Source organism: Salinicoccus jeotgali (assembly GCF_039538805.1).
Classification (GTDB): Bacteria; Bacillota; Bacilli; order Staphylococcales; family Salinicoccaceae; genus Salinicoccus; species Salinicoccus jeotgali.
Window position 1 is genome coordinate 44,663 of the sequence record NZ_BAABCK010000020.1, and the last position, 26,524, is coordinate 71,186.

A 26,524-nucleotide genomic window follows, 5' to 3' on the forward strand; every position below is an offset into this window, starting at 1 on the left:
TCGTTTATGAAATACTGACTGATAAAAACTATTTATTTTTAGAATAATGTACAGTTTTTCATATTCATACTTTCTAGATATTCATTTGAGGATAATTTTCTACTCTAGATTAATGTACAGTATATTTTAAATTGATTCCACTTGAAACTGTTTATATAAAGGGATTTAGAGTATCTTATGATTTAGTTTTTATGTACACTTTAATTATGTACAATTATATTCAGATAAGCCGGCCGTGAAGGGGAGCTTGTGGCCCGTTGGATCATCAAAAAAGCAAAAGTACAAAAGCCGATTGAACGGTTGTGGATCTCTTCAGTGACGGATAAGGCGATCAGGGAAGGGTTCAACAACTTGAAACCCGGCAAAAATTATGAAGATCTCTATGAAGCGGCTGTAGCGCGTTCTGAGGCGGACTGGTACATCGGACTCAACGCTTCCCGGGCTTTGACGACAAAATTCAATGCGCAGTTGAATTGCGGCCGCGTCCAAACTCCGACGCTTGCGATCATCGAACGCCGCGAACAGGAAATCAAACATTTCAACCCCAGGACATACTATGGCATAGAAGCATATGCACACGGTTTGAAGCTGACATGGCAAGATGATAAAGGCCAGACGCGCAGCTTCAATAAAGACGCTTTGGACCGTACCATGCAGAGAATTGAAGGCGAAGTATTTAAAGTCGCTGTCATCACACATAAAACGAAGAAATCTTCTGCACCTGGTTTGTATGACTTGACGGAACTGCAGCGCGACGCCAACAGACAATTGAATTTTTCGGCAAAGGAAACGTTGAATGTGCTGCAGAGCCTATACGAGCGCCATAAGGTCGTCACCTATCCACGTACCGACTCAAGGTATATTTCCGAAGATATCACCCCCACGCTCCCCGAAAGGCTCAAAGCGGCAGGCATCGGCGAGTACCGGCCCATCGCAACCAAAATATTGCGCAGTGGCATAAAGGCCAATAAATCATTTGTCGATGACAGCAAAGTCAGCGACCACCATGCGATCATACCGACTGAGAACCATGTGCATCCTGCAGACTTCAATGAAAGGGAAAAGCGCCTCTATGATATGATCATAAAAAGGTTCATGGCTGTGCTGCTCCCGGCACATGAATATGAGCAGGTGACGGTGAAGGTGAACGCCGGGACCGAGCATTTCACGGCTCAGGGCAGCACCGTCAAGAAAGAAGGATGGAAAGCGGCCTATAAGAATCATCGTGAAGATCCGGGGACTGAGCAGAAGAATCAGCAGCTCCCTGAATTGAATGAAGGCGATATCCTTGAAATTGACCGCATCAACCAGACATCCGGACAGACTAAAGCACCATCACGGTTTACAGAAGCCACCTTATTGTCGGCAATGGAAAATCCAACCAAGTACATGGAGATGGACGACAAGAAACTTAAGAACGTATTGGATGCGACAGGTGGGCTTGGCACAGTCGCAACACGTGCGGACATCATTGAGAAATTATTGAACGCCTTTATGATTGAAAAACAAGGTCAGGAACTTCGCACGACTTCAAAAGGGCGCCAGCTGTTGGAACTGGTCCCGGATTCGCTGCGCTCACCGGCCACTACAGCCATATGGGAACAGAAACTTGAGCAAATCGAAAAAGGTAGGCTGGATAGGGAGACTTTCATCAAAGAAATGAAGGCGCACACCAAAACGATCATCCAGGAGATAAAGGCGAGCGACAAGACGTACAGACATGACAATATTTCAAGCAGATCATGCCCTGACTGCGGAAAGCCGATGCTTGAAGTCAATGGCAAAAAAGGCAAGATGCTCGTATGCCAGGATCGTGAGTGTGGCCACCGCAAAAATGTTGCGCGCATCACCAATGCCCGTTGTCCGAGATGCAAGAAGAAGATGACTTTAAGTGGTGAAGGCGAGGGCCAGATATTCACATGCTCCTGCGGATACAGGGAAAAACTATCAGCGTTCGAAGCGCGCAAAAAGAAACAGGACCGCGGGAAAGTCGATAAAAAGACAGTGAAGAAGTATATGCAGAAGCAGGATGACGAAGCACCGATCAATAATGCCCTGGCAGAGCAGTTGAAAGGCTTGAAGCTTGATGACTAGATAAGTGGTGGTTTGCGTTATCGAGATGTCTATGGCATAATGTCGTGCATGCATGGAAGACCATGGACTCATTCACGAGCCTCCATATGACGAATGTATAAAGGAGAGGTACCTTGACACAGTGTAACAATTGTGGAGAGAACTGGAATTTTAAACATGTCATGACACAATATCTGGCATTCAATCCATCAATGGACTGTCCGTCATGCGGTGAAAAGCAGTACTTGTCCAGCAAGTATGCCAAAAGATGTGTGGCTGCCACGCTGCTGCTGCCCATCCTCATGCTGCTGCCCGCTTTTTTTGAAATATCCATCGTGGCGATGGCAATTATGTTTGCAATCGCCCTGATCGCCATAGTTTCCGTCCATCTGTTTACGGTTGAATTGATGTGCGAAGATGAAAGATGGCCAGGGCGTCTATATGACCGCATGGCAGACAGATGAAATAAATGAAGACAAGGAAGGCTCCCTTCCTTGTTTTTTTATTCACAAAAGTGTCGGTTTCGCCGCGTCCTGCCTCATTATGGGACTGCTATGATTGAAGCAGGAGGTGTCGGGATGAAATTCAAGAAACAGAATCAGCACGGTGCATGGGCCATGGTATTCATGCCGCTCATAATAGGCATGGTCGCCGGAGGCTTTCATCTTTCTCAGTTATTTTATATGGCAGGATGGTTGATGATATTCTTTATGGCGGATCACATCCTCCATTTCATCAAACGGTTCAAACGAAAGGAATATGGCTATTTGAAAGCAGCAGCCCTGTTCTTTGCAGCTGCCGCATTGCTCTTTGTCTACCCGCTCATCACCGAATACCGGATAATCTTCTTCTTTATGGCGATGATTCCATTCGGTATGGTAAATGCGCGCTATGCCTATATCAAAAAGGAGCGTGCCTTGGTCAATGATGTTGCAGCCATCATCATCTTTTCAATAGCAGGCGGGGGCATTGCATTTTTGAATCTACATACATTTACAAGTGGTATCTTCTTCACCATGCTGATCAGCTTGTTATTTTTCATCAGCACTGCATTATTCGTCAAAACGATGATCAGGGAAAAGAAGAACAGGATATTTAAAATCATTTCCTTTTCGTATCATACGGCACTTTTTATACTGATGATGTGGTGGCACTGGTTTTTGGCAATCGCATTCATATTCAGCCTGATCAGGGCTGTTCTCCTGTACGGCAGGGGATGGAAGATGAAGCGGATCGGCATCCTCGAAATCATCCATGCCATATGGGTGACGTGCTGGGCGATCATCTATCTTGTCTACGTCATATAGATGAAATGAAGATTCATCAATCGTCATTCATTCTGATATAATTAATCATGAATATGAAAAAGATTGGAATGACGAAGATGGAACGGGACACCTTGTACGAATCGGCTAGAGAAATACTCAATACTAAAAGGACCACCCGCAACGGCAAGTTGGGCCATGTCGCGAGCGCCATTTTAACCCGCACGGGCAATATTTATACAGGAGTAGCCATGGACCTGCCTTCATCAATCGGCTTCTGTGCAGAACATGCTGCAGTGTCCGCTATGGTGACGGCTGGGGAGTACGATATCGCAAGCATCATCGCCGTCTATGAGAACGGTGATGTCATGGCCCCATGCGGCAGGTGTCGCGAATTGATCAACCAGGTAGGGGAAGATAATTATGACTGCACAATCTATCTTCCTGACGGGCGAAGCGCATCCCTCCGGCAGTTATTGCCGGAACGCTGGGATGTGCGATACCTGAATTGAAGGGTGGACTATGCTAAAATTTGAGGGGAATTGAACGAAAGGGGGAGAATGATGGCTAATTTCAATGACATAAATGCAACGGCGCAAGGGAACACCAAACGTCTGGTGAAGAGCGTGCCGGATGTGATGAAAAGCTTCAAAGACCTGCAGGAGGCAGCCTACAAGGACGCAGCACTTGATACGAAGACTAAAGAGTTCGCTGCCTTATCCTATGCCATAGCAGACAAATGCGAAGGTTGCATCGGCGCACACGTCAATAAATTGATCAAACTCGGCGCGACCCGCGATGAAATCGCTGAAATTGCAGGCGTCGCCATCGTCATGGGCGGGGGCCCGGGCAGTGTATACGGTGGTAAAGCGTTACAGGCCTACGATGACTCCATGGAAAATCAAAGGTAATGAAATAACACAGACCAGGGTAGAGGCTACTCCGGTCTGTGTTTATTTTTTCGGCGCATGATGACGATTTTAATTGCGATATCAATTACTTATATTTTTGTTACTTAGGGCTTGATCAGTGTATTTTAAGCGAATCGGTGTGCTTACGAATCAATTGCAGTCAAGGGGACTTAGTGGTAAATTAAATGGGAGAAACTTTCACAAAAAGGGGTTTATGAATGTCTAACACCATAAATATGGACAGCCTCGAAGAGGCACAGGCACTATTGGGTGCAAATGATCAGCACATCTCATTCCTGGAAGAGGAATTCGGCGTCACCATCCATACACTGGGCAATGAAATCACTGTCGAAGGCAGCTCAGAAAAAAATGTTGGAATGGCTGAAGATGTGCTGAGCAATCTATTGAAAATCATCCAGCGGGGTATGGCGGTCAACCTCCGGGACGTCCAGTCGGCCGCCCTTATGGCCCAAAAAGGCACAATCGAATACCTTGCTGATCTTTATAATGAAGAAATTGCACGCGATCAAAAAGGCAAAAGCATCCGTGCCAAAACAACGGGTCAACGGCTCTATGTCGAAAATATCAAGCGGCATGATCTTACATTGGGCATCGGCCCGGCCGGTACAGGCAAAACGTTCCTTGCCGTCGTCCTCGCGTGCCAGATGCTCCGTGACAACAATGTAAAGCGCATAGTGCTCACAAGGCCGGCAGTTGAGGCTGGAGAGAACCTCGGCTTCCTTCCAGGTGACCTCAAGGAGAAGGTAGATCCATACTTGCGCCCGCTCTACGATGGTCTACATGCCGTACTCGGAGTGGAACAGACGGACCGTCTGATAGACCGTGGGGTTATAGAAGTTGCACCACTTGCATACATGCGCGGCAGGACGCTCAACGAAGCATTCGTCATCCTCGATGAAGCGCAGAATACCACTCAAATGCAGATGAAGATGTTTTTGACCCGTCTTGGCTTCGGTTCCAAGATGGTCGTCACAGGAGATGAAACGCAGATCGACCTACCGGGATCCACTAAAAGCGGCTTGGTTGAAGCCGTCAGAATTTTAGGCGACGTCAAAGGGGTTGCGGTCAACAGAATGGATGAAACGGACGTCGTCAGACATCCGCTCGTCTCTAAAATCATCAAAGCTTACGAGAAGGAGTGAACGGAATGGTCAATATAGATTTTCTCGACGAACAGAATTTCACAGACGACACAGAGAAGAAAGAGATAGATTCACTTCTTAACTTTGCATATGAACACCTCGATGAAACCGAGTCTGCTGAGATCAGCATATCGTTTGTCGACCAGGAGGAAATCAGGGCGCTCAATAATGACTACCGCGGCAAGGATAGTGTCACTGATGTCATCAGTTTTGCGATGGAAGATGAGGATGACAGCCTCATCCACGAAGACGCGCCAAGGATGCTTGGCGACATCATCATCTGTACTGACCGTGCAAAGGAGCAGGCGGAAGAGTACGGACACAGCTACAAACGCGAGTTGATGTTCCTGAGCCTCCACGGTTTTTTGCATCTGCTGAAATACGATCATATGGAAGCGGAAGAAGAAAAAGAGATGAATGAAACCCAAGATAGGATATTGGATGCTTTCGGCATTCCCCGTAAGAACTGATATGAAATGGTTGGACCGCTTCAAGTATGCTGTAAACGGCATACGGCAACTACTGGAGAAGGATAGCCATTTCGCACTGCATACAGGCTTTGGCTTGATTGCCGTTATGGCCGGGGCGATCATTGGCATAGACAGGGTGGAATGGCTGTTCATACTCAGTGCGGTGTTTTTTGTATTAGTGGCTGAAGCCTTCAATACTGCGCTGGAAACGGCGGTGGATCTTGCTGAACCGGGCCGCCATCCACTGGCGGGTGCCGCCAAGGATATGGCAGCAGGCGGTGTGCTGCTCTCAAGCATATACGCTGCAAGCGTCGGATTGATTGTCTTCATACCTTATTTGATTTGAACAGGGAGAGATTGCGATGAATGATGGAATTTATAGAGGAGAGTGGCTGGAAGAGGTCAAAGTGGCGCAAAGCCGTGCCTATACGCCGTATTCCAAATTTAATGTAGGTGCATTGCTGGTTACACAGGATGATGAATATATTTATGGTGCCAATATCGAGAATGCCGCGTATCCCGCGACGATATGCGCCGAGCGCAGTGCCTTAGTCAGTGCGTATTCCAACAACATCAAAACATTCAAGGCGATCGTCATCATTACAGATGCAGAGGAGCCAGCAAGCCCTTGCGGGACATGCCGCCAGGTGATGAAGGAACTGTGCGATGACGATATGCCAGTCTATATGACGAACAAGGCAGGGGAAGTGATCAAGCGTACGGTGGATGAACTGCTGCCGCTTGGTTTCTCAGGAAAGGATATGGATCTATGAGTGAAAAAGGGTTTAAATCAGGTTTTATAAGTATCATTGGACGGCCGAATGTCGGTAAATCGACGTTCATGAACAAAGTACTGGGGCAAAAAGTCGCCATCATGTCGGATAAGCCACAGACCACACGCAACAAAATCCAAGGGGTCCATACCACTGAAGACAGCCAGATGATCTTTATCGATACCCCTGGAATCCACAAGCCGAAGCACCAGCTGGGCGAACACATGATGAAGGTGGCCCGCAATACGCTAAGGGAGACGGAAGTCATCCTCTTCATCATCAACGCAGCTGAAGAAATCGGCCGGGGTGATGAATACATCATCGATATGCTGAAAAACAATGACACCCCAATCATCCTCGTCCTCAATAAAATCGACCTGGTCCATCCCGATAAATTAATGGAACAGATTACAGTCTATAAGGATAAATTGAACTTCAGCGAAGTCGTGCCGATCTCTGCCTTGCAGGGCAATAATGTCGACCATTTGTTGTCGGTCATCGAAAGCTATCTTCCTGAAGGGCCGATGTACTATCCCGAAGACCGGATAACAGACCATCCGGAACACTTCATCGTCAGCGAACTCATACGTGAAAAGGTTTTGCACCTGACCAGCCAGGAAATTCCGCATGCAATCGGCGTTGAAGTCGACAAGATGAAGGCAGATGACAACGGCACCGTCCATGTGACTGCGACAATCTATGTCGAACGCGACTCGCAAAAGGGCATGGTGATCGGCAAGGGCGGTAAGATGTTGAAAGAAGTAGGACAGCTTGCCCGCTATGATATCGAGAATCTGCTCGGTAGCAAAGTCTTCCTTGAGTTGTGGGTCAAAGTCCAAAAGGACTGGCGCAACAAAAGCCAGTTCATCCGTTCGCTCGGATACCGCGATGAGGAGTATTAGAAAGAAATGATTTTTCAGCAAAAAGGCATCATGATCCGGCAGACGAACTATAGTGAGTCCAGCCGGATCATTACTGTGCTGACCGAAGACGGCACCCAAGTGCCGATGATGGCAAGGGGGTTCAATAAGCCAAAAAGCCCCTTTATAGTACTCAGGCAGGGGATCAAGGAAGTCCTATTCACATACAACCGCTTCAAAGGCATCGGCACGTTGAATGAAACCGATGTCGTCCAGCCCTTCAAGTACATCAACAACACATTTTCAGTCTATACGTATGCCTCCTATATCGTCGAACTGATCATCCGTGCCCTTGAAGAAGATCAGCAGCAGGAAAGTTTCTACCGGCTGCTCATCAAAAGCGCCTCCCTTCTGGAAGATAAGAGTACGCCCGCTGCAGTGACGGCCTTTGCAGCAATTAAGATGCTGCCGTACTACGGGGGACAGATGAATGTGGATGAATGTGCCACCTGCGGCAGTCGTGACCGTTCGCGCTTCTCGCATTACTCATTCAGCTATCATGGTGTGATATGTGCGGACTGCTTCAACGAAGACACGGGTGTGCGTTCGGTCCCGGTCAAAAGCCGGGTCTTGTATCTTGCAGGCTATATGAAACACGTCGCACTCCACAATGTCGAGTCCATCAATGTTACTGATGAGAATGGCAAGGCGTTGCTGAAGTTCGTGGAAATGATCTACGATGAGTATACCGGAGTATTCTTCAAATCCCGAAAACTCATTGAAACATTATAGAAAAATCCCACAGTACCAGCCTGAATGGTGGAAGATGAACAGACCTTCCACCATTCAGGCTTTTTATCTACAATCAATTCATGACTATCGCCGCACATTATGGATGACAGTACATGTTGGCTATTTGAATTTCATGCATGAAGACCGCTTCGCAGGGTAGAGATAAGGAAGAGAAAAAAGGAGGGCTATAATGGATATTGGAATCATTGGTGCTGGCGCGATCGCAAACGTGATGCTCAAGCGGATCAATGGCGACCAGCATGAGAACCTTACGATCAAGAGTGTGTTTGTAAGGAATGAAGAGAAGTACAATCATCTGGAAGATGAATTTAGTGTGCAGCTGTACACCGACTTGGAAGCGTTTCTGGCATCGGGCATCGACATTGTAGTCGAAGCGGCCGATGTTGCAGCTGTCAAGGCGCGTCTGCCGGAAGTACTCAAGCATAAGGACGCCATGCTGGTCAGCGTCGGTGCATTGGCTGATGGTGAGCTTGTAGCTGACCTCATGCAGACCGCGAAAAAATATGACCACACCCTGCACCTGCCGTCCGGCGCCATCGGTGGTTTGGATCTGCTGCAGAACGTCCAGTCACATGGTGAACTGGAACGTGTGCGGTTGACTACGCGTAAACCAGCCTCATCACTCAGCTATGAGGACGCCGAATCGGAGAAGGTGATATTCGAAGGCAAGGCAGCAGATGCCATCACCCACTATCCGAAGAACATGAATGTCTCCATCATCCTCGGAATGGCTGGTGTGGGCATAGAGGAAACGGAAGTGACATTGATCGCTGACCCCGAAATTGACCGGAATATCCATCAGATTGAAGTCGAAGGGGCGTTCGGCAACGCGGAATTCAAAATAGAGAATCGTGCCCTACCTGAGAATCCTAAGACGAGCTACCTTGCGGCCATCAGTATACTCGGCACTCTTGAGCGCCTCAACAGACATTTCAGTATTGGATGATTATCCAAGCATATAAAAATCGCACTCGTTCCCCTAGAGGAATCAAGTGCGATTTCTTTATATGCTGGCGCGGCTTGCCATTTTGGCCGCTGGTTATTCTAATATTTCATTTTGTCTGCAAGGAAAGCGTTCAGATCATCTATGCTGACCCGCTGCTGTTCCATAGTGTCACGGTCCCTTACCGTCACTTTCTGGTCTTCCAGTGAATCGAAATCAAAAGTGATGCAGTAAGGTGTACCGATTTCATCCTGACGTCTATATCTTTTGCCGATTGACTGGGACTCATCGAATTCTATGTTGAAGTCGCCTGCGAGCTTCTCATAGACTTTGATTGCCTCTCCACTCAACTTCTTGGATAGCGGCAACACTGCTGCTTTATAAGGCGCAAGCTGGTGGTGGAATTTGAGCACCGTGCGCTTCTCGCCATTATCCAATTCCTCTTCATTGTACGCATCACACAGGAACGCAAGCGTGACGCGGTCGAGTCCAAGGGAAGGCTCGATGCAATAAGGGATATATTTCTCATTCGTCTCCTGATCATGATAGGTCAAGTCTTCGTTCGAATGCTCCATATGCTGACGCAGGTCAAAGTCCGTACGGCTTGCGATGCCCCAAAGCTCTCCCCAGCCGAACGGGAATTTGTATTCGATGTCGGTTGTGGCGTTGGAGTAGTGGCTGAGTTCATCCTCATCGTGATCGCGGAGCCTTGTATTCTCTTCTTTCAAAGAAAGGTTTTTCAACCAGTCTGTTGCGAAGTTTTTCCAGTAATCCTGCCATTCCATTTCAGTGCCCGGCTTACAGAAGAATTCGAGTTCCATCTGATCGAATTCACGTGTCCTGAATGTAAAGTTACCTGGCGTAATCTCGTTACGGAATGATTTACCGATCTGGCCGATGCCAAACGGCAATTTCTTGCGCATCGAGCGCTGGACATTTTTGTAGTTGACGAATATACCTTGGGCCGTTTCAGGTCTCAGGAAGATCTCGTTGGTCGAAGACTCCGTCACACCCTGGAACGTTTTGAACATCAGGCTGAATTGTCTGATATCGGTATAGTTGTGCGCGCCACAGTTCGGGCATCTGATATCGCGGTCGTCGATGATTTTCTTCATTTCATCAAAGCTCAGGCCATCTGCAACGAATGAATCGTCTTCCTCCTGGAGGACGTCTTCAATGAGTTTATCTGCGCGGTGGCGTGTATTGCACTCCTTGCAGTCGATCATCGGATCGTTGAAGTTGTTGAGGTGCCCTGATGCCTCCCAAGTTTTCGGATTCATCAGGATTGCAGCATCAAGTCCGACGTTGTACGGTGATTCCTGGATGAACTTTTTCCACCAAGCCTGCTTTACATTATTTTTCAGTTCAATGCCAAGCGGTCCATAGTCCCAAGTGTTGGCCAGGCCGCCATAAATTTCACTGCCTGGGAACACAAAACCTCTGGACTTCGCCAAATTTACGATTGTTTCCATTTCCATTTGATTCGACTCCTCACTTTATCTTTTGTCATAGCGAAAGATGGTGAAAAATATAAACGTCCCCGGATAACAGTATTGTTATCCGGGGACGAGCCAAGCCCGCGGTTCCACCCCAATTAGTGTAAACACTCCGCTTTTATATATTTTCTGATCATCATATGCCAATTTCGGGTGTTAAGCTCGCACCATCCTTAACTCGCTTCACTATCATTATAGCCAGTCATCCACTTTTGTGCAACGATTTGCTTGTATTTCTTTATTTGCCTGAATGTATTATAATTATCCTGTTGGGAGTGAGCGCATGGAACTTAATGAGAGACAGGAAAAGATACTTAAAATCGTAAAGCAGCATGGGCCCATAACCGGCAGTAAAATTGCCGAACAGCTGTCCTTGACCAGGGCGACCTTGAGGCCCGACCTGGCAATACTGACCATGAGTGGCTATTTGGATGCGAGGCCGCGTGTCGGCTATTTCTATACCGGTAAAGAATCCGAGGAAGTGATGACTTCAAAAGTACGCAACATCCTTGTCAGCGAGGTGCAGAGCGTACCGATCCTGATTAAACAGGATACTTCCATCTATGAAGCGATCGTCAAAATGTTCCTTGAAGATGTGGGCACATTATATGCAATCGATGAAGACCAGTCGCTGGTCGGCGTAATTTCGAGGAAAGATCTTCTGCGTGGGACGATGGGCTCGAACGATATCGAAAAGGTACCCGTCAGCGTCATCATGACACGTAAGCCGAATATCACAATCTGTTATCCGAATGATCTGTTGATCTACGCAGCCAATCAACTGATCGAAAAACAGATTGATTCACTGCCCGTAGTCGAAGAACATGACGGCGTCGATAAAGTCATCGGCCGCGTCACGAAGACCACCATCACACGGGCATTCGTCAATCTAATGGAATAAGGAAGTGTTTCAATGAATAAAATCAAAGTGATCATCGCATCCGATTCGGTTGGGGAGACTGCTGAGCTTGTCGCCAAAGCCTGTCTCTCACAATTTGAAGTCGACGAATCAGAAGAGGTACTGATCAGGTACCCTTATATAGAGTCAGAAGAAAACGTCGATGAAGTGATCGACCTGGCCAAGAGTAAAGGGGCCATCGTGGTCTTTACGATCATCACGCCGGAGATACGGGCATACTTGAAGAAGGAGCTTGAGGCTGAGAATATCTCCAATGTCGATGTCATGGGACCGCTTATGAATATCCTTAAAGAAGAGACTGAGGATAAGCCATATTACGAACCGGGAAGGGTGCACCGCCTCGATGAAGATTACTTCAAGAAGATAGAAGCAATCGAGTTTGCAGTCAAATACGATGATGGGAAGGATGCCCGTGGCCTTGACAAGGCTGATATCGTATTGATAGGCGTATCACGCACCTCAAAGACTCCACTTTCTCAATACTTGGCCCATAAAAAATATAAAGTGATGAATGTGCCACTCGTCCCTGAGGTGACACCTCCCCGTGAAATCTACAATATCGACCCTGGCAAATGTGTCGGCCTTAAAATAAATGCGCCTGCACTCAATAAAATCCGAAAAGAACGGCTTACCCAGCTCGGCCTGAAGGATACGGCCAATTATGCAGATGACCAGCGCATCCAGGAAGAACTCGATTACTTCAATGAAGTGATCGGCAAAATAGGGTGCCCTGTAATAGATGTCTCGGACAAGGCGATTGAGGAAACGGCGAATGAAATTTTGGATTACGTCGAAAAAAGACTTGAATATAAGGATTGATGCAAGTGAGGATACCTGAAGAGACAGTGGAAGCAGTAAAGCAGGGGACCGACATCACCGATCTCGTCTCCAGTTACATCAAACTGGAGAAGCGGGGGCGGAACTATGTCGGTCTCTGCCCGTTCCATAATGAGAACACCCCATCCTTTACAGTAAGTCCGGATAAGCAGATCTGTCACTGCTTCGGCTGTAAGAAGGGCGGTAATGTATTCCAATTCTTTATGGAAGCCGAAAATGTCGCTTTTTCTGAAGCAGTCCGCCGTCTTGGGAAACCGCTCGGCATCGAAATAGAGAAGCAGGAAAGCAATGTCGACGATAATGAAATGCAGTTCATCAAAATGCATGAATATCTGACTGACTTGTATCATCATGTCCTGATGCACACAAAAGAGGGCGAGACCGCACTCGAATACCTGGAGGACCGGGGTTTTACACCGGAAATCATCCGCAGGGAAAAAATTGGCATCGCACCAAGCATGAAGGATTTCACTAAAAACGCATTGACTGAAAAGGGCTTCAGCCTTGAAATGGCTTATCAGGCAGGCCTCATTTCAAGGAATGAGGAAGCATTCACCTACTATGACCGCTTCAGCAGCAGGATAATGATCCCCATCCTGAATCATCAGGGCTATAATGTCGGCTATACCGCACGGAGCCTCGATGGACGCGAACCGAAATACCTCAACACCCCCGAAACAGCGATCTTCCAAAAAAGAAGGCTGCTATACAATCTGAATGATGCGCGCAAGGCGATCAGAAGTCATGATGAAGTCATTTTGATGGAAGGACACCTGGACATCGTCAAAGTCAAGATGACGGCTGTGCAGAATGTAGTCGGGCTGATGGGTACTGCGCTCAGCGATGAGCATATCCGGATGCTGCATCGGCTCGCCTCGAACGTGACGCTTATGTTCGACGGGGATGGGGCTGGGCAAAACGCCCAGTTGAGTTTGGGTGAAACGCTGTTGGAAGCAGGTCTCGATGTATTCATCATCTCGCTGCCAAAAGGTATGGACCCTGATGAATATATCGAACAGAATGGCCGCGAAGCCTTCGAAGATCTAGTGCGCAGTGAAAAGCGCCACTATATCCATTTCAAGGCGGAGTATCTGTTGGAAGAGAGCATGAATAACGACATGGCATTTTCAACCAACTTGAAGACACTTACCGGCCATATGAAATTCGTCAAAGATGAAGTCATCCGTGAAAGGCTTATCCAGCACATAAGCCAGCTCTATAAAATAGATGCCAAATCACTCGGACAGAACATTCCTGCACCGGCGAAAAAAGGGAGTGGTGCACCCCGGATTCAAAGCAGGCAGATTCCATTGCGTGAGCGTAAAGAACGGTATCTTCTCAGGGCATTGATGCAGGATGTTGGCTTGTTTAAACGTTTTCAGGAATCAATTGATGCTGAAGTGTTAACCAGCTCTTCTTATTATGGTATATTTAAAGGGTTGTGCACTTACTTTGACAAACATGAGGCCTTTGATATATCATCATTCAGCCAGTATATTGATGGCGACCATTTCAGTGATGCCGTCGAAATCGATGGCTTGCTGATCCATGACGATATCACGGGTGATGAAATCAATGATTACATTGAAGATCTAAGTGGTATTAGAAATAGTGAGAAGGAGAAGCGCTCTCTCTATCTGCAGCTCCAGGAAGCAGAAAACAGCAATGATATAGAGCTTCAGGTAAAACTAGTGCAGCAATTGAATGAATTGAACAGTCGCTATAAAAGATGATTGTGAAGTCTGAATAGGAGGGCTTTAAATGGCAGATAAAAATGTACAAACGACCGATACAAAAGAAGTTGAACTGCTCACGACCGTAGAGCAGGTCAAGAATCATCTTGTTGAAAAAGGGAAGACCCAGGGCCATCTGTCGCATGAGGAGATTGCTGACAAACTGTCCAGTTTCGAATTGGATGCGGATGCGATGGATGAGTTCTTTGACGAGATAAACGAAAATGATATCCAACTCATCAATGAGAAGGATTCGACGGATTCCGACGAAAAACTCAACCTCCACGATATGAGTGCCCCGCCAGGCGTCAAAATAAATGACCCGGTCCGGATGTACCTGAAAGAAATCGGGCGTGTGGATCTTCTCAGTGCGCAGGAGGAAATTGAACTGGCAAAACGCATCGAAACGGGCGACGAAGTCGCGAAGAGTCGTCTGGCAGAAGCCAACCTGCGTCTTGTGGTCAGTATAGCGAAGCGCTATGTCGGCCGCGGCATGCTGTTTCTTGACCTGATTCAAGAAGGTAATATGGGACTTATTAAAGCAGTGGAAAAATTCGACTTCTCCAAAGGATTCAAATTCTCCACTTATGCGACTTGGTGGATTCGCCAGGCAATTACGCGCGCCATCGCCGACCAGGCGAGGACGATACGTATCCCAGTCCATATGGTCGAAACGATCAACAAGCTGATCCGTGTACAACGTCAGCTTCTCCAGGACTTGGGTCGCGAACCGCTGCCTGAGGAAATTGGTGAAGAAATGGATCTTCCTGCAGAAAAAGTCAGGGAAATCCTGAAGATTTCACAAGAGCCCGTTTCCCTTGAAACGCCGATTGGGGAAGAGGACGACAGCCATCTCGGAGACTTCATCGAAGACCAGGAGGCCCAGAGCCCTTCAGACCACGCAGCATATGAGCTGTTGAAGGAACAGTTGGAAGATGTACTGGATACACTTACCGACCGTGAAGAAAATGTGTTGCGTTTGAGGTTCGGCCTAGATGACGGTAGGACACGTACACTGGAAGAAGTCGGAAAAGTGTTTGGCGTGACCCGCGAGCGGATCAGACAGATTGAGGCGAAAGCGTTGAGGAAATTAAGGCATCCAAGCAGAAGCAAGCGCCTGAAAGATTTCATGGACTAGGAAAACTGTCAAGAGTGTAATATTTTAGAAAAAAGCTTTTGACTTTACGCATATTTAATATACAATTATATATGTGAATATGTATATGGAATGACATTAGGGAGGTTGTTTTATGAATCGTAATCCGATCGTGCCTTTTATACTTATCATTTTCCTCGGCATCGGCTTGATTTTCTTGCTTTCTTCCCAGGGCGCCAACAACGATGGTGGCGAAGGTGAAGGTGAAGAGACGGCCAGCGAAGAGAGTGGAAGTGGTGAAGGCGGCGAAGAAGGTGGCGAAGCATCTTCTGGAGATTTTGACGCTGAAGGTTTTGCAAAGGATAACTGTGCTTCTTGTCATGGACAGGACTTCTCAGGTGGCATGGGACCTGCACTAGCAGGTACAGGCCTTTCTGAAGAGGAATTCTCTGGTACAGTAAGAGAAGGACCAGGATCCATGCCACCATTCAGCGAAGACCAGATTGGTGATGAAGACCTGTCTTCACTCCACAAGTTCTTCTCTGAGCAATAATTAAACGGAACTTCCACACTCTGTGTGGAAGTTTTTATTTTGAATGGAGGAATTTTGATGCTTGATGCACGCCTCGACGCAGTACTTGGGTATGTCGATGGAGAGGTTTTGCTTGATGTCGGTTCGGACCATGCCTACCTTCCGATAGAAGCAATCCGCCAAGGTAAAGTTTCATCCGCAATATGTGGCGAAGTGGTCGAAGGGCCGTTCAAATCCACAATCAGGAATATCGCCGCTGAAGGCATGACAGCACAGATTGAAGCGAGATTCGGGTCTGGTCTTCAAGTTGTTGCAGAAGGGGAGAAAGTGGACACTGTGACAATCTGCGGCATGGGTGGCCCTTTGATTGCAGAGATATTAAAAGAGCGGCTTCACCGCTTGGCCAATAAACCACGCCTGGTCCTCCAGGCAAACATCCATACTTATCCGATCAGAAAGGTGCTCGCTGAATCAGGCTATAGAATCATAGATGAAACCGTAATACAGGATGGCCATCATTTTTATGAGATCATAGTCGCCGAAGCGGGTGAGGTCGAATATGATGAACAGTCACTTACATTTGGTCCTGTCCTTCTAGAAAAACGTGAAGCTGCGTTTATAGAAAAATTACAGCGGGAATTAAGCCATCAGGAGAAGATATTAAAGAATCTTCTTGAAAATTCCAATGATGCAGCGAAGATAAATGAAGTCTCACTTAAAGTGGAACAGCTGAAAGAGGTGCTTTTAAAATGAAAATTAAAGAACTCATGGAAGAACTCGATCAGATAGCGCCATTTGCGGAAAGCGAATCATGGGATAATACAGGGTTGCTTGTCGGGGACATGCAGGATGAGGTGACGAGTATCCTGACGACGCTTGATTGTGCCAAGGAGACGGTCGATGAAGCGGTTTCTAAAGGTGCCAATGTCATCATTGCCCACCATCCCCTGATTTTTGCCAAAATGGATGCCGTTGTCGAGTCTGGTGTGGGTCGTATCGTACGTCAGTTGATCAGAAATAACATCAATCTGATTGCCATGCACACCAACCTGGATCATCAACCTGATGGTGTCAGCCATATGATTGCAGAAAAATTGGGGTACACGGACACAGAAGTCCTGATCAGTAATGAACGGGACTATAAGAAACTGCGTGTGACCGTACCAAAATCGTCTGCCGAACAGCTGAAGAAAGATCTGGCCGCTGCTGGAGCAGGCAACCAGGGAGAGTACTCCGAATGCTTCTTCGAACATCCTATAACAGGTCAATTCAGACCAAGCGAAGGGGCAGATCCTCACATTGGTGCATCAGGCCGACTTGAGCATGTCGAAGAATACATGATTGAGGCCATATTCGAAGTGCAGGATGAGAATAAGGTGATGCAGGCCCTGCTTGCTTCGCATCCTTATGAAGAACCTGCCTATGATATGCTGTCGTTGAAGCTTCCGAGTGACAAAGGCCTCGGCGTCTCATTCGATTTCAACGGGTCGCTTATGCAACTGGCGTCTCTAATAGAGGAGAAGACCGGCACTCCAATCGTAAACATGGTAGCTGCCGACCAAAATCAAATAAGCAAAGTCGGGATCATCGGCGGGTCAGGCATGTCGTATATAGAAGAAGCTTTTGGACAGGGGATAGATGTTCTTGTGACAGGAGATGTCAAATATCACGAAGCCTATGATGCAAAGCTTGCTGGCCGCAGTATAATAGATGGCGGCCACTATATGGAGAGTGTTATGGCTGAAGGGCTCAAGGCACTGATAGAAGAGCGCATGACAGTTGAAGTGCATGCCACTGAAGTATCCACCAATCCTTTTGCAAACTAAAAAACGGGGCACATCGTGTGCCCCGTTTTTTTAGTCCATTATTTTTACTGGTTTTGCTTTTTTGATCTTAGGCAGTATTTTGGAAGTCGGCACCGTGGATTGCGGTGCTGTTGCATTCGCCTTATCATATTCTTTGATGTAGTCGATTACTTCTTTAACGATTGGAGTTGGCGTCGATGCACCTGCAGTGATTGCCACACTATCAATATTTTCGAGCCACTCATTCTTCAATTCATCAAGTGAACTGATGCGGTAGGCATTAGTGTGGGCGATTTCTTTGGAAACTTGAGCCAATCTGTTCGAGTTGTTACTTTTCGGGTCCCCGACGACTATAAGCAGTTCAGCCTCCTGTGCCTGCTCGGCAACCGCTTCCTGACGGACCTGGGTCGCCATGCATATCTCCTTATGCACCTCGATGTGCGGGAACTGAAGCTTGAGCTGATCCATCAGATGACTGACGTCCCACGTACTCATCGTCGTCTGATTGGTCACGATGAGCTTCTTGTCCTTGAGGGATTCCGGCAGCGTTTTGACATCTTCTATTGTTTCCACGAGATGTACGTTATCGGGTGCGACGCCGATAGCGCCCTCTGGTTCAGGGTGATTTTTCTTACCGATGTAGACAACGTCATAACCATCAGCTGTGCGTTCCCGGATGAGTTGGTGGGTGACTTCGACGTCCGGGCATGTTGCATCAATGCACGTCAGCCCCTTTTCCTTGGCCCGTGCCTTGACCTGGGGCGAGACACCGTGTGCTGTAAATATTACAGTGCCTTCATCTATGCCCTCCAGAATTTCCAGACGGTTGGCACCGTCCAATGTGACGATACCCTCTTCTTCAAACGCATCTGTCACGTGTTTATTGTGCACTATCATTCCCAGTATATATATCGGGCGAGGCAGAGTCTTGTCCATGGAAGCATTCTTGGCGATCACCATTGCATCCACAACACCATAACAGTAGCCACGCGGGCTTATTTTAATAATATCCATGAAGTTTATTCCTCCCTTACAGGCATTATAACTGAAACCAACTGAATTTGAAATCAACACGCGGTATGAATGGTGTAGATTAAGGGAAATGTTTCAGTTATAATAAATGTTGAGTTTATTTAAGAAATCAGGTGAAGCAATGAGTAATGCATTCAAAAGATTCAATTTCAGCGATAAGATGCTGAATGCAATCGATCGTATAAATTTCACGCACCCCACACTGGTGCAGGAACGCGTCATCCCGAAAGTGCTGAAAAAGGACAACGTGGTTGTCCAGTCCGAAACGGGAAGCGGGAAATCCCATGCCTTCCTGTTACCGATCATACATGAAATCAACCCAGAGAGTCCCCGCACACAAGCTGTAATCCTGGCACCGACCAGAGAGCTTGCCAAACAGCTCCACCAAATGACACTCGGCATATTGGAGAGCTATCCGGAAATTACCGCCAAGGCGTTTATAGGCGGGACAGACATAGAACGGGACACACAAAAAGCCTCCCATGCGCCCCATATCGTAATCGGTACGCCGACAAGAGTCAAGGATCTGCGGGATAACGGAGGATTGAACCTGCGTCATGTGACGCGCCTCGTCATAGATGAGGCGGATTTGATGATCGACCTCGGTTTCCTGGAACAGATAGACAGCATATCTTCCTCAGTCGATGAAAAATCCCAGTTCCTCGTATTCTCTGCAACAATACCTGAGGCACTAAGGAATTTCCTCAGAAAATATATCGGGGACACCGAAGTGATCGTCATAGACCAGCCGAGGAACAAGGCTTCCATCCACTACAGCCTTGTGCCGGTCAAAGGGGACGATAAAGCCAAGAAAGTGTTGGAGCTCACCGAAAACATCACGCCATACATCGGTCTCATCTTTGCGAATTCCAAAGAGCGTGCCGATGATCTGTTTGATTACCTAAACAGCAACGGGGTGAATGTCGGTTTGTTCCACGGTGGCCTGAAGCCCCGTGAACGGACGAAGGAAATCAGGAAAATACGGAGTCTTGAATATGAATGGATTGTGGCGAGTGATTTGGCTGCCAGGGGCCTTGATATAGATGGTGCCTCCCACGTCATCAACTACGATATTCCAAAAGATATAGAATTCTTCACGCACCGCATTGGACGTGTGGGACGTGGCAACTATACAGGTACTGGAATCACCATCTACACGCCGGAGGATGAGCATCTCATCAATCTACTGGAGTCCAAAGGCTATGCATTTGTGCATGAAGACATCAAAAATGGTGAACTGACCGAAATCAAATCCAGAACAGAGCGTGCCAAACGTAAAAGGCGCGAGTCCCATCTCGAAAATCAGCTCGTAAATAAAGTCAAGAAACGTAAGAAAGTCAAACCAGGCTATAAAAAGAAGATGAAGTCCGAACTCGATGCGCTGAAAAGGGAAGAGCGCATGAAACATGCCAAACGCAATAAGAAAAAAAGATAGGTTGGAAAGGTGATACAATGCTTATAGGATCACATGTCTCGATGAGTGGGAAAAAGATGCTGGAAGCAGCCAGCATCTCAGCTGCAAGTTTTGGAGCGAGTACTTTTATGATCTATACCGGTGCGCCCCAGAACACGAGAAGAAAGAAGATAGAAGACTTGAATATAGAAGCCGGCAAACGCCACATGGCGGATAACGGCATTTCGAATATCGTCGTCCACGCGCCCTACATCATCAATATCGCAAATTCCGAACGGGAAGGGGTCTTTGAACATGGTGTAGAGTTCCTTCAGGAAGAAATCGTCAGAACAGAACATCTAGGTAGCAGACAGATCGTCCTACATCCCGGCAGCCATGTCGAAACAGGGGCTGAGCGCGGCATCCAGTCGATCATCGATGGATTGAACCAAGTGCTTGAGAATGACCATGATGTACAGATAGCTCTTGAAACGATGGCCGGAAAGGGAACGGAAGTCGGCCGTACATTTGAAGAGTTGGCTCAGATCATCGAAGGTGTGGAACATGATGAACGGTTGAGCGTCTGTTTCGACACATGCCACGTCCACGATGCCGGTTATGATATCGTCAATGATTTCGAAGGCGTGATGGAGGAATTCGACCGCATCATCGGCAAGGACAGGATTAAAGTCCTCCACATCAACGACTCTAAGAACGAACGCGGTGCGCATAAGGACCGCCATGAGAATATCGGTTTCGGACATATCGGTTTTGACGCCCTGCACCACATCGTGCATCATCCTGATTTCAAGGATATCCCTAAAATACTTGAAACCCCATTCGTCGGGCCGGATAAAAAGAATAGGGTAGCACCTTACAAACATGAAATTGAAATGCTTAAAGAGGGTACATTCAATCCATCCCTTAAAGAAGAAATAAATCCTATGATCGCAGATACAGAAGCACAATAGAGAGGAAGGCTCAGGCCTTCCTCTCTATTTTATTTCGTAATCATTCCTATTTACAAACTGTAATGATTCTTCTATAATATTATGATGATCATAAATCGAAGGAGCAACCACCATGGAGCATCCCATTTTCGAACTGAAAAATATTTCATATGTCTATAAAGACAAGATGGAAACGACCCAAGCTTTAAAAGATATTAATCTGAAAGTACACAAAGGAGACTTTGTAGCACTCGTGGGACCAAATGGGTCGGGCAAGACGACCCTCATCAAATTGATCCTTGGAGTCTTGAAGCTTCAGACTGGGGAAATATACATCAACGGCAAAAGCCTGCGCCACTTTCAGGCATGGCAGGAAGTCGGCTATGTATCACAGAAATCCAACAGTTTCGCAAAAGGATTCCCAGCGACTGTCAGTGAAGTCATACTGAGTGGCCTGACAAAGTCCAAAGGACTGTTCAGCCGTTTCAAAAAAGAAGACTACGACAAGCTGGATGAAGTGCTTGCGCTTTTGAACATAGTGGAGCTGAAGGATAAGAACATTTCCCAATTGTCGGGCGGCCAGACCCAGCGTGTCTTCATCGCGCGTGCACTGATCAACAGGCCGAGCATACTCGTGCTTGATGAACCGACCGTCGGAATAGATGCCAAGCATGTAAAGGAGTTCTATGACGTGTTGCTCCGCCTTAAGGAACAATCCGTGACGATTCTCCTGGTCACCCATGACATCGGTGTAGTGGTGGACCATGCCAACGAAGTGGCGTGCCTCAATGAACACCTTCACTTCCATGGCAGCAACCATGAGTTCAAAAATCTTGGGGAAGCAGAACTTTCGAAGATTTACGGCTTTCCGCTGCAGTTGGTCTCCCACGATCATGAGAGGAGCTGCTGTGAATGATTCAGGCATTCTTTGAATATGACTTTATAAGATACTCAGTCATCAGCGGCCTGATCGCCGGATTGATTGCACCACTCATTGGTACATTCATCGTCATCAGGCGCCTTTCCCTGATTGCAGATGCACTCAGCCATGTGACGCTTGGTGGCATTACATTCGGGGTCTATCTGTCCTCCCTTATCGGCACGGCCATAAATCCCCTGGTTACCGGTATATTGTTTTCGATACTCGGTGCTCTAGGGATTGAACGCCTCCGTACAGTCTACAAGCATTATCAGGAGCTCGCCATTCCAATCATCATGAGCTTTGGTGTGGCATTGAGCGTATTGTTTCTGTCACTGGCGGATGGCTTCAATCAGGATCTCTTCGGCTATCTGTTCGGGAGCATCAGTGCCGTCAACTTGTTTGACCTCACATTGATCGCTTCAATCGGGGTCATTGTATTGGTCTTCATATTCTTCCTATACAAAGAGATGTTTCTAGTGTCCTTCGATGAAGAATATGCAGATGTGATGAACATCAGCAAATGGATCCATTTCCTGTTCATCGTGGTCGTTGCACTCGTCATCAGCGCTTCGATGAGGATTGTCGGCATACTGCTTGTCAGTGCTTTGATGACCCTGCCCGTCGCTTCTGCCATGCGTGTCACCTCAAGCTTTAAGCAGCTTATGGCAATGAGCGTCATATTTGGTGAAATTGCCGTCATCATCGGACTTTTTATAAGTTTTCATCTGGATATTTCACCAGGCGGCACAATCGTACTTGTATCATTAGCTATCCTCATGGGTGCCATTATACTGGATCACATAGGAGTGAAAAAAGATGGGGAACAATCTGAATCAATATAAAGATAAATTAAGAAAGAATAAGCTTAAAGTAACTGAGAAAAGGATGCGCATGATTGAAACGCTTCTTGAAGGGGACCGTTACATGAGTGCAAAAGACATCCAGGAGATTCTTAAACCAGAGTACCCTGGCATGAGCTACGACACCATTTACCGAAACTTGTATACCCTAAAAGATATTGAAGTCCTTGAGCAGACGACATTATCCGGGGAAATGCATTATAAGATAGCCTGCACGACACATCACCATCACCATTTCATCTGTGATGACTGTGGTGAGACGAAAGTCATCCGCTACTGTCCAGTGGAAACATGGCAGAGCGAGTTGGAGGATGTCGAAATAAAAAACCATAAAATAGAGCTTTATGGTTTGTGTGGCGCATGTAAGGAAGCCAGAATCTATTAGATTCTGGTTTTTTGTTGACCTAATAGTACATAGTGTGTATATTATATATATACATTATGTACGGGGGAGGTGATGGATCTGGATATAAAAATTTCAAATCAGGGTGATGTACCGATATATGAACAGTTGAAAAACGAAATCATACGTCACATTATAACTGGCACATTGAAACCGGGGGAGCCCCTGTTATCGATGCGGGCTCTGGCAAAGGAACTGAGCATTAGTATCATCACTACCAAACGAGCGTATCAGGATCTTGAAGCTTCAGGGTATGTATATTCCGTCGTTGGGAAGGGCACATTTGTTAAGGAACAGGATAACGAAAGTAGAAGAGAACAGATATTAATCGAAGTTGAAAAGAAATTGAAAGACCTGATTTCAACCGCGAATAAGATCGAGTTGTCTACTGAAGAACTGATGGAGATGATGAAAGTAATGGAGGGAGAGCAATAATGAATGCTTTAACCATCACTGGATTAAACAAGGATATGGGACGATTCAGATTGAAAGATATTACGCTAAACATCAGGAAAGGATATATCACTGGGATGATAGGCGAGAACGGTGCAGGAAAATCCACTTTAATTCAGCATATATTGTCATTGAAGAAACAGGATGAGGGGCAGATTAGCATATTGGGCCAAGACCTCGAGACGGAAAGGGAAGCACTGCTGAACCGCATTGGAGTGGTTATGTCGGAAAACTATCTCCCTCAAAATATCAGCCCGAAAAAACTTAATAAACTTTTGGCAGTCTACTATAAAAATTGGCGGCCCGATAAATTCTTTAGCTTTTTGAAACGATTCAACATAGATGAAGCAAGCAAAATAAAATACTTTTCCACCGGGGAAAAAGCGAAGCTTTCCATTGCTGTTGCGTTGAGCCATGAGGCTGAACTACTGATTTTAGATGAACCAACTTCAAACCTTGACCCGACATTCAGGAGAGAATTGCTAGATATTTTGCAGACACTCATGATGGAAGAAAATACAACTATACTCTTCAGTACCCACATTACCACAGATCTCGAGAAAATTGCCGACTATATCGTAATGATAGATGAAGGGGAAATAGTGTTTGATATGGAGAGAGAAGTACTTTTTGACTCCTATAAAAAAGTGAAGGGAGACCTTCAAATTATCGAAGATGCGGATGAACTATTAATCGGTACAACTACGAATGCACTCGGTTTTGAAGCAATGACAAGAGAACATCAAGCCCTTGAAGAGCTCTATGGAAATAAAGTGTTAATTGAAAATCTGACTATAGAAGAAATTATGTACTTCTTAAAAAATACGAAAAGAGGGGTAGATAATGAATAAGCAACTCTATTTGAATATGTTCTTGTCCAAGTGGATATGGTATTTCGGCATGTCCGTAATCTTTATAAATCTTTTCACCACGATTTTCATATCAGATTATAAAGAAGTACTAATGCCGTTCATCGATTTGTTAAATATTATTGCAGTACTTTACACAACTTCGAGTTATCTGAGCATCCATCATATGATGAAGCAGGATGGCAACCATCACTTCTACTTTTCACTGCCTAACACGAAAAGAAATATCATCACAGGCGACTATCTTTACTATATACTCATGATGGCTTTGACAACCGCTATTTTTGGCAGTTACATGACGCTTACTCAGACCACCTATTATGCATATGGTTTTGTAATGTTAATGGGTATAAGCCTTATAATGATGAGCTTTTATTATCTTGGCTTTGCAAAGTATTGGCTGCGATATCTGTTTACTGGATATTTTATATATGGGGTCCCTATGGTGTTGACATGGTTATTTCATTTTATGCCCCTGGTCAATATCAGTCAGATGGACAAGAATATGCCGGGAATGAATTTTTATCTCTATCACTTACCAGTCTATACTATCGTTTTCGCCATAATGCTACTCATCCTCAGCTATGTAATTAACCTCCAGAACATAAGGAAATATGATATGGCATAATATTTCTTCGAAGAGTTTTTTGCAACGATTGTTAAAGGTATCTTTCCTGTCAGTATACTATGTTCCAATCAGTTGATTTATGTGGCACAAAAAAGTCCCGGCAACCAATTTAAGTTGTCCGGGACACTTTGCTGTGTTATTTATTTGCCGCTTCTTCTTTGGCTTTACGTTCTTTTTCGTAATGTTCTTCAGCCAGTATATCGATTTCCTTCTTGAGCTCATCGACCATCGTTTCTTCCGGCACTTTTCTGACTGTCTTACCGTGCATGAAAAGAAGTCCTTCCCCACGGGCACCTGCTATACCGATATCCGCTTCGCGAGCTTCGCCTGGTCCGTTTACTGCACAACCAAGTACCGCCACTTTAAGCGGTGCCTTGATGGATGAAATATATTCTTCCACTTCATTCGCGATTGAAATCAAGTCGATCTCGATACGGCCACATGTCGGGCATGCAATGAGAGTGGCTGCGTTACTTGCCAGACCGTAGCTTTTCAGAAGTTCTCTTCCGACTTTGATCTCTTCAACAGGATCGGCAGATAGGGATATGCGCATCGTATTGCCGATGCCGCGTGAAATGATGGCACCGAGTCCCGCAGAACTTTTCACAGTACCGGCAAATAGGGTACCACTCTCAGTGATGCCGAGGTGCAGCGGATAATCAAATGCTGCTGCCGCTTTCTCATACGCTTCTATCGCCAAGTTGACGTCTGAGGCCTTCATGGAGACGATGATATCGTGGAAATCAAGGTCTTCCAAGATCTTGATGTGGTGCAGGGCACTCTCCACCATGCCGTCGGCTGTCGGATAACCGTATTTTTGAATGATGTGTTTCTCAAGACTTCCGGCATTGACGCCGATGCGGATCGGGATGCCTTTCGCTTTACACGCCTTCACCACTTCTTCGACTCTCTCCCGGCGTCCGATATTGCCTGGATTGATGCGGATTTTATCTGCGCCGCCTTCTACAGCGAGAAGGGCGAGCTTATAGTCAAAATGGATGTCCACAACGAGTGGAATATTGATCTGTTTTTTTATTTCTGGAATGGCGAGTGCATCTTCCTCTTTAGGACATGCAACACGTACTATCTGGCATCCTGCTTCTTCAAGACGATTGATTTCTGCGACTGTCGCTTCGACATCATGTGTCTTTGTCGTCGTCATGCTTTGGATGATGATCTGATCGGAACCGCCGATCGTCAAATCGCCAACCTTTACAGGTCTTGTATTAGTACGATGTGTTATTTGGGACATAATCAAGCTCCTCATGTATATGATGATACTCTAAATCACTAGCAATTATACTAGAAACCGGCCAGAAATGTAA

Annotated in this window: 30 protein-coding genes; 27 read left to right on the forward strand and 3 right to left on the reverse strand. The window is 46.3% G+C overall.

The features are described 5' to 3' along the window. Positions 1 to 249: 249 nt before the first annotated feature. The 12 genes from ABD734_RS05240 to nadX all read left to right on the forward strand — a co-directional run bounded on the left by ABD734_RS05240 (position 250) and on the right by nadX (position 9,274). Positions 250 to 2,094: a DNA topoisomerase 3 gene (locus tag ABD734_RS05240; RefSeq protein ID WP_425568350.1), complete on the forward strand. Its 1,845-nt coding sequence runs from the start codon at positions 250 to 252 to the stop codon at positions 2,092 to 2,094. A 113-nt stretch (positions 2,095 to 2,207) separates the two neighbouring features. Beyond that, on the forward strand, positions 2,208 to 2,537 hold the full coding sequence (locus ABD734_RS05245) for a TIGR04104 family putative zinc finger protein (protein ID WP_344702102.1): 330 nt from the start codon (positions 2,208 to 2,210) through the stop codon (positions 2,535 to 2,537). 114 nt (positions 2,538 to 2,651) lie between these two features. Beyond that, positions 2,652 to 3,380, forward strand: a complete 729-nt coding sequence (locus ABD734_RS05250) for a YwiC-like family protein (RefSeq protein ID WP_344702104.1) — start codon at positions 2,652 to 2,654, stop codon at positions 3,378 to 3,380. Positions 3,381 to 3,448: 68 nt separating this feature from the next. Then, positions 3,449 to 3,850, forward strand: coding sequence for a cytidine deaminase family protein (locus ABD734_RS05255; RefSeq protein ID WP_344702106.1), 402 nt, complete (start codon positions 3,449 to 3,451; stop codon positions 3,848 to 3,850). Between the two features lie 51 nt (positions 3,851 to 3,901). Next, complete coding sequence (locus ABD734_RS05260) at positions 3,902 to 4,249, forward strand: carboxymuconolactone decarboxylase family protein (RefSeq protein WP_344702108.1); 348 nt, start codon at positions 3,902 to 3,904, stop codon at positions 4,247 to 4,249. Between the two features lie 218 nt (positions 4,250 to 4,467). Then, positions 4,468 to 5,412, forward strand: coding sequence for a PhoH family protein (locus tag ABD734_RS05265; RefSeq protein WP_344702110.1), 945 nt, complete (start codon positions 4,468 to 4,470; stop codon positions 5,410 to 5,412). Between the two features lie 5 nt (positions 5,413 to 5,417). Then, complete coding sequence (ybeY, locus tag ABD734_RS05270) at positions 5,418 to 5,882, forward strand: rRNA maturation RNase YbeY (protein WP_344702112.1); 465 nt, start codon at positions 5,418 to 5,420, stop codon at positions 5,880 to 5,882. Position 5,883: 1 nt separating this feature from the next. Further along, positions 5,884 to 6,228, forward strand: a complete 345-nt coding sequence (locus ABD734_RS05275; protein WP_344702114.1) for a diacylglycerol kinase family protein — start codon at positions 5,884 to 5,886, stop codon at positions 6,226 to 6,228. A gap of 16 nt (positions 6,229 to 6,244) precedes the next feature. Further along, entirely contained in the window at positions 6,245 to 6,655 is a 411-nt protein-coding gene (gene cdd, locus ABD734_RS05280; RefSeq protein ID WP_344702116.1) for a cytidine deaminase, read from the forward strand. Continuing rightward, positions 6,652 to 7,557, forward strand: coding sequence for a GTPase Era (era, locus tag ABD734_RS05285; protein ID WP_344702118.1), 906 nt, complete (start codon positions 6,652 to 6,654; stop codon positions 7,555 to 7,557). Before cdd ends, era begins: the two co-directional genes overlap by 4 nt. A gap of 6 nt (positions 7,558 to 7,563) precedes the next feature. Next, on the forward strand, positions 7,564 to 8,307 hold the full coding sequence (recO, locus tag ABD734_RS05290; protein ID WP_344702120.1) for a DNA repair protein RecO: 744 nt from the start codon (positions 7,564 to 7,566) through the stop codon (positions 8,305 to 8,307). A gap of 190 nt (positions 8,308 to 8,497) precedes the next feature. Further along, on the forward strand, positions 8,498 to 9,274 hold the full coding sequence (gene nadX / locus ABD734_RS05295) for an aspartate dehydrogenase (protein ID WP_344702122.1): 777 nt from the start codon (positions 8,498 to 8,500) through the stop codon (positions 9,272 to 9,274). 98 nt (positions 9,275 to 9,372) lie between these two features. On the opposite strand, the gene ABD734_RS05300 is transcribed toward nadX, so the two are convergent. Next, the gene (locus tag ABD734_RS05300) at positions 9,373 to 10,749 is read right to left on the reverse strand and encodes a glycine--tRNA ligase (protein ID WP_344702124.1); all 1,377 of its coding nucleotides are present in this window, start codon (positions 10,747 to 10,749) and stop codon (positions 9,373 to 9,375) included. A gap of 301 nt (positions 10,750 to 11,050) precedes the next feature. Between ABD734_RS05300 and ccpN the strand changes: the two genes are divergently transcribed. The 7 genes from ccpN (at position 11,051) to ABD734_RS05335 (ending at position 17,710) form a co-directional block, all read left to right on the forward strand. Continuing rightward, positions 11,051 to 11,668 (forward strand): transcriptional regulator CcpN, encoded by a 618-nt coding sequence (ccpN, locus tag ABD734_RS05305; protein WP_344702126.1) that lies wholly within the window; start codon positions 11,051 to 11,053, stop codon positions 11,666 to 11,668. 12 nt (positions 11,669 to 11,680) lie between these two features. After that, positions 11,681 to 12,505: a pyruvate, water dikinase regulatory protein gene (locus tag ABD734_RS05310; protein WP_344702128.1), complete on the forward strand. Its 825-nt coding sequence runs from the start codon at positions 11,681 to 11,683 to the stop codon at positions 12,503 to 12,505. Then, positions 12,505 to 14,256 carry a DNA primase gene (gene dnaG / locus ABD734_RS05315; RefSeq protein ID WP_344702131.1) on the forward strand — a complete coding sequence of 584 codons (1,752 nt, stop codon included), beginning with the start codon at positions 12,505 to 12,507 and terminating at the stop codon, positions 14,254 to 14,256. The genes ABD734_RS05310 and dnaG overlap by 1 nt, the downstream gene beginning before the upstream one ends. A gap of 28 nt (positions 14,257 to 14,284) precedes the next feature. Continuing rightward, positions 14,285 to 15,394: an RNA polymerase sigma factor RpoD gene (gene rpoD, locus ABD734_RS05320; protein WP_344702133.1), complete on the forward strand. Its 1,110-nt coding sequence runs from the start codon at positions 14,285 to 14,287 to the stop codon at positions 15,392 to 15,394. Between the two features lie 112 nt (positions 15,395 to 15,506). Continuing rightward, a complete protein-coding gene (locus ABD734_RS05325) occupies positions 15,507 to 15,905 on the forward strand; it encodes a c-type cytochrome (protein ID WP_344702135.1) in 399 nt (132 codons plus the stop codon). Between the two features lie 57 nt (positions 15,906 to 15,962). Next, positions 15,963 to 16,637, forward strand: coding sequence for a tRNA (adenine(22)-N(1))-methyltransferase (locus tag ABD734_RS05330; RefSeq protein ID WP_344702137.1), 675 nt, complete (start codon positions 15,963 to 15,965; stop codon positions 16,635 to 16,637). Then, entirely contained in the window at positions 16,634 to 17,710 is a 1,077-nt protein-coding gene (locus ABD734_RS05335) for a Nif3-like dinuclear metal center hexameric protein (protein WP_344702139.1), read from the forward strand. Before ABD734_RS05330 ends, ABD734_RS05335 begins: the two co-directional genes overlap by 4 nt. 30 nt (positions 17,711 to 17,740) lie before the next feature. Here ABD734_RS05335 and ABD734_RS05340 read toward each other — a convergent pair whose 3' ends face one another. Further along, a complete protein-coding gene (locus ABD734_RS05340) occupies positions 17,741 to 18,703 on the reverse strand; it encodes a 4-hydroxy-3-methylbut-2-enyl diphosphate reductase (protein WP_344702141.1) in 963 nt (320 codons plus the stop codon). 139 nt (positions 18,704 to 18,842) lie between these two features. Between ABD734_RS05340 and ABD734_RS05345 the strand changes: the two genes are divergently transcribed. The 8 genes from ABD734_RS05345 to ABD734_RS05380 all read left to right on the forward strand — a co-directional run bounded on the left by ABD734_RS05345 (position 18,843) and on the right by ABD734_RS05380 (position 25,199). Beyond that, positions 18,843 to 20,156: a DEAD/DEAH box helicase gene (locus tag ABD734_RS05345; protein ID WP_344702143.1), complete on the forward strand. Its 1,314-nt coding sequence runs from the start codon at positions 18,843 to 18,845 to the stop codon at positions 20,154 to 20,156. Between the two features lie 17 nt (positions 20,157 to 20,173). Next, positions 20,174 to 21,085 carry a deoxyribonuclease IV gene (locus ABD734_RS05350; RefSeq protein WP_344702145.1) on the forward strand — a complete coding sequence of 304 codons (912 nt, stop codon included), beginning with the start codon at positions 20,174 to 20,176 and terminating at the stop codon, positions 21,083 to 21,085. Between the two features lie 112 nt (positions 21,086 to 21,197). Next, positions 21,198 to 21,980 carry a metal ABC transporter ATP-binding protein gene (locus tag ABD734_RS05355; protein WP_344702146.1) on the forward strand — a complete coding sequence of 261 codons (783 nt, stop codon included), beginning with the start codon at positions 21,198 to 21,200 and terminating at the stop codon, positions 21,978 to 21,980. Further along, positions 21,977 to 22,828: a metal ABC transporter permease gene (locus tag ABD734_RS05360; protein ID WP_344702148.1), complete on the forward strand. Its 852-nt coding sequence runs from the start codon at positions 21,977 to 21,979 to the stop codon at positions 22,826 to 22,828. The genes ABD734_RS05355 and ABD734_RS05360 overlap by 4 nt, the downstream gene beginning before the upstream one ends. Beyond that, on the forward strand, positions 22,803 to 23,231 hold the full coding sequence (locus tag ABD734_RS05365; protein ID WP_344702150.1) for a Fur family transcriptional regulator: 429 nt from the start codon (positions 22,803 to 22,805) through the stop codon (positions 23,229 to 23,231). The genes ABD734_RS05360 and ABD734_RS05365 overlap by 26 nt, the downstream gene beginning before the upstream one ends. Positions 23,232 to 23,303: 72 nt before the next feature. Next, entirely contained in the window at positions 23,304 to 23,684 is a 381-nt protein-coding gene (locus ABD734_RS05370) for a GntR family transcriptional regulator (protein WP_344702152.1), read from the forward strand. Beyond that, positions 23,684 to 24,553, forward strand: coding sequence for an ABC transporter ATP-binding protein (locus ABD734_RS05375; protein ID WP_344702154.1), 870 nt, complete (start codon positions 23,684 to 23,686; stop codon positions 24,551 to 24,553). Before ABD734_RS05370 ends, ABD734_RS05375 begins: the two co-directional genes overlap by 1 nt. Beyond that, complete coding sequence (locus ABD734_RS05380) at positions 24,546 to 25,199, forward strand: hypothetical protein (protein WP_344702156.1); 654 nt, start codon at positions 24,546 to 24,548, stop codon at positions 25,197 to 25,199. Before ABD734_RS05375 ends, ABD734_RS05380 begins: the two co-directional genes overlap by 8 nt. A gap of 136 nt (positions 25,200 to 25,335) precedes the next feature. On the opposite strand, the gene ispG is transcribed toward ABD734_RS05380, so the two are convergent. Further along, positions 25,336 to 26,451 carry a flavodoxin-dependent (E)-4-hydroxy-3-methylbut-2-enyl-diphosphate synthase gene (ispG, locus tag ABD734_RS05385; protein ID WP_425568351.1) on the reverse strand — a complete coding sequence of 372 codons (1,116 nt, stop codon included), beginning with the start codon at positions 26,449 to 26,451 and terminating at the stop codon, positions 25,336 to 25,338. Positions 26,452 to 26,524: the final 73 nt, after the last annotated feature.

Bases quoted from the DNA above. Each gene is read 5' to 3' on its own strand.
- ABD734_RS05250 (WP_344702104.1), top strand. From the start codon at position 2,652: ATGAAATTCAAGAAACAGAATCAGCACGGTGCATGGGCCATGGTATTC.
- ABD734_RS05255 (WP_344702106.1), top strand. From the start codon at position 3,449: ATGACGAAGATGGAACGGGACACCTTGTACGAATCGGCTAGAGAAATA.
- ABD734_RS05260 (WP_344702108.1), top strand. From the start codon at position 3,902: ATGGCTAATTTCAATGACATAAATGCAACGGCGCAAGGGAACACCAAA.
- ABD734_RS05265 (WP_344702110.1), top strand. From the start codon at position 4,468: ATGTCTAACACCATAAATATGGACAGCCTCGAAGAGGCACAGGCACTA.
- ybeY (WP_344702112.1), top strand. From the start codon at position 5,418: ATGGTCAATATAGATTTTCTCGACGAACAGAATTTCACAGACGACACA.
- ABD734_RS05275 (WP_344702114.1), top strand. From the start codon at position 5,884: ATGAAATGGTTGGACCGCTTCAAGTATGCTGTAAACGGCATACGGCAA.
- cdd (WP_344702116.1), top strand. From the start codon at position 6,245: ATGAATGATGGAATTTATAGAGGAGAGTGGCTGGAAGAGGTCAAAGTG.
- era (WP_344702118.1), top strand. From the start codon at position 6,652: ATGAGTGAAAAAGGGTTTAAATCAGGTTTTATAAGTATCATTGGACGG.
- recO (WP_344702120.1), top strand. From the start codon at position 7,564: ATGATTTTTCAGCAAAAAGGCATCATGATCCGGCAGACGAACTATAGT.
- nadX (WP_344702122.1), top strand. From the start codon at position 8,498: ATGGATATTGGAATCATTGGTGCTGGCGCGATCGCAAACGTGATGCTC.
- ABD734_RS05300 (WP_344702124.1), bottom strand. From the start codon at position 10,749: ATGGAAATGGAAACAATCGTAAATTTGGCGAAGTCCAGAGGTTTTGTG.
- ccpN (WP_344702126.1), top strand. From the start codon at position 11,051: ATGGAACTTAATGAGAGACAGGAAAAGATACTTAAAATCGTAAAGCAG.
- ABD734_RS05310 (WP_344702128.1), top strand. From the start codon at position 11,681: ATGAATAAAATCAAAGTGATCATCGCATCCGATTCGGTTGGGGAGACT.
- dnaG (WP_344702131.1), top strand. From the start codon at position 12,505: ATGCAAGTGAGGATACCTGAAGAGACAGTGGAAGCAGTAAAGCAGGGG.
- rpoD (WP_344702133.1), top strand. From the start codon at position 14,285: ATGGCAGATAAAAATGTACAAACGACCGATACAAAAGAAGTTGAACTG.
- ABD734_RS05325 (WP_344702135.1), top strand. From the start codon at position 15,507: ATGAATCGTAATCCGATCGTGCCTTTTATACTTATCATTTTCCTCGGC.
- ABD734_RS05330 (WP_344702137.1), top strand. From the start codon at position 15,963: ATGCTTGATGCACGCCTCGACGCAGTACTTGGGTATGTCGATGGAGAG.
- ABD734_RS05335 (WP_344702139.1), top strand. From the start codon at position 16,634: ATGAAAATTAAAGAACTCATGGAAGAACTCGATCAGATAGCGCCATTT.
- ABD734_RS05340 (WP_344702141.1), bottom strand. From the start codon at position 18,703: ATGGATATTATTAAAATAAGCCCGCGTGGCTACTGTTATGGTGTTGTG.
- ABD734_RS05345 (WP_344702143.1), top strand. From the start codon at position 18,843: ATGAGTAATGCATTCAAAAGATTCAATTTCAGCGATAAGATGCTGAAT.
- ABD734_RS05350 (WP_344702145.1), top strand. From the start codon at position 20,174: ATGCTTATAGGATCACATGTCTCGATGAGTGGGAAAAAGATGCTGGAA.
- ABD734_RS05355 (WP_344702146.1), top strand. From the start codon at position 21,198: ATGGAGCATCCCATTTTCGAACTGAAAAATATTTCATATGTCTATAAA.
- ABD734_RS05360 (WP_344702148.1), top strand. From the start codon at position 21,977: ATGATTCAGGCATTCTTTGAATATGACTTTATAAGATACTCAGTCATC.
- ABD734_RS05365 (WP_344702150.1), top strand. From the start codon at position 22,803: ATGGGGAACAATCTGAATCAATATAAAGATAAATTAAGAAAGAATAAG.
- ABD734_RS05370 (WP_344702152.1), top strand. From the start codon at position 23,304: ATGGATCTGGATATAAAAATTTCAAATCAGGGTGATGTACCGATATAT.
- ABD734_RS05375 (WP_344702154.1), top strand. From the start codon at position 23,684: ATGAATGCTTTAACCATCACTGGATTAAACAAGGATATGGGACGATTC.
- ABD734_RS05380 (WP_344702156.1), top strand. From the start codon at position 24,546: ATGAATAAGCAACTCTATTTGAATATGTTCTTGTCCAAGTGGATATGG.
- ispG (WP_425568351.1), bottom strand. From the start codon at position 26,451: ATGTCCCAAATAACACATCGTACTAATACAAGACCTGTAAAGGTTGGC.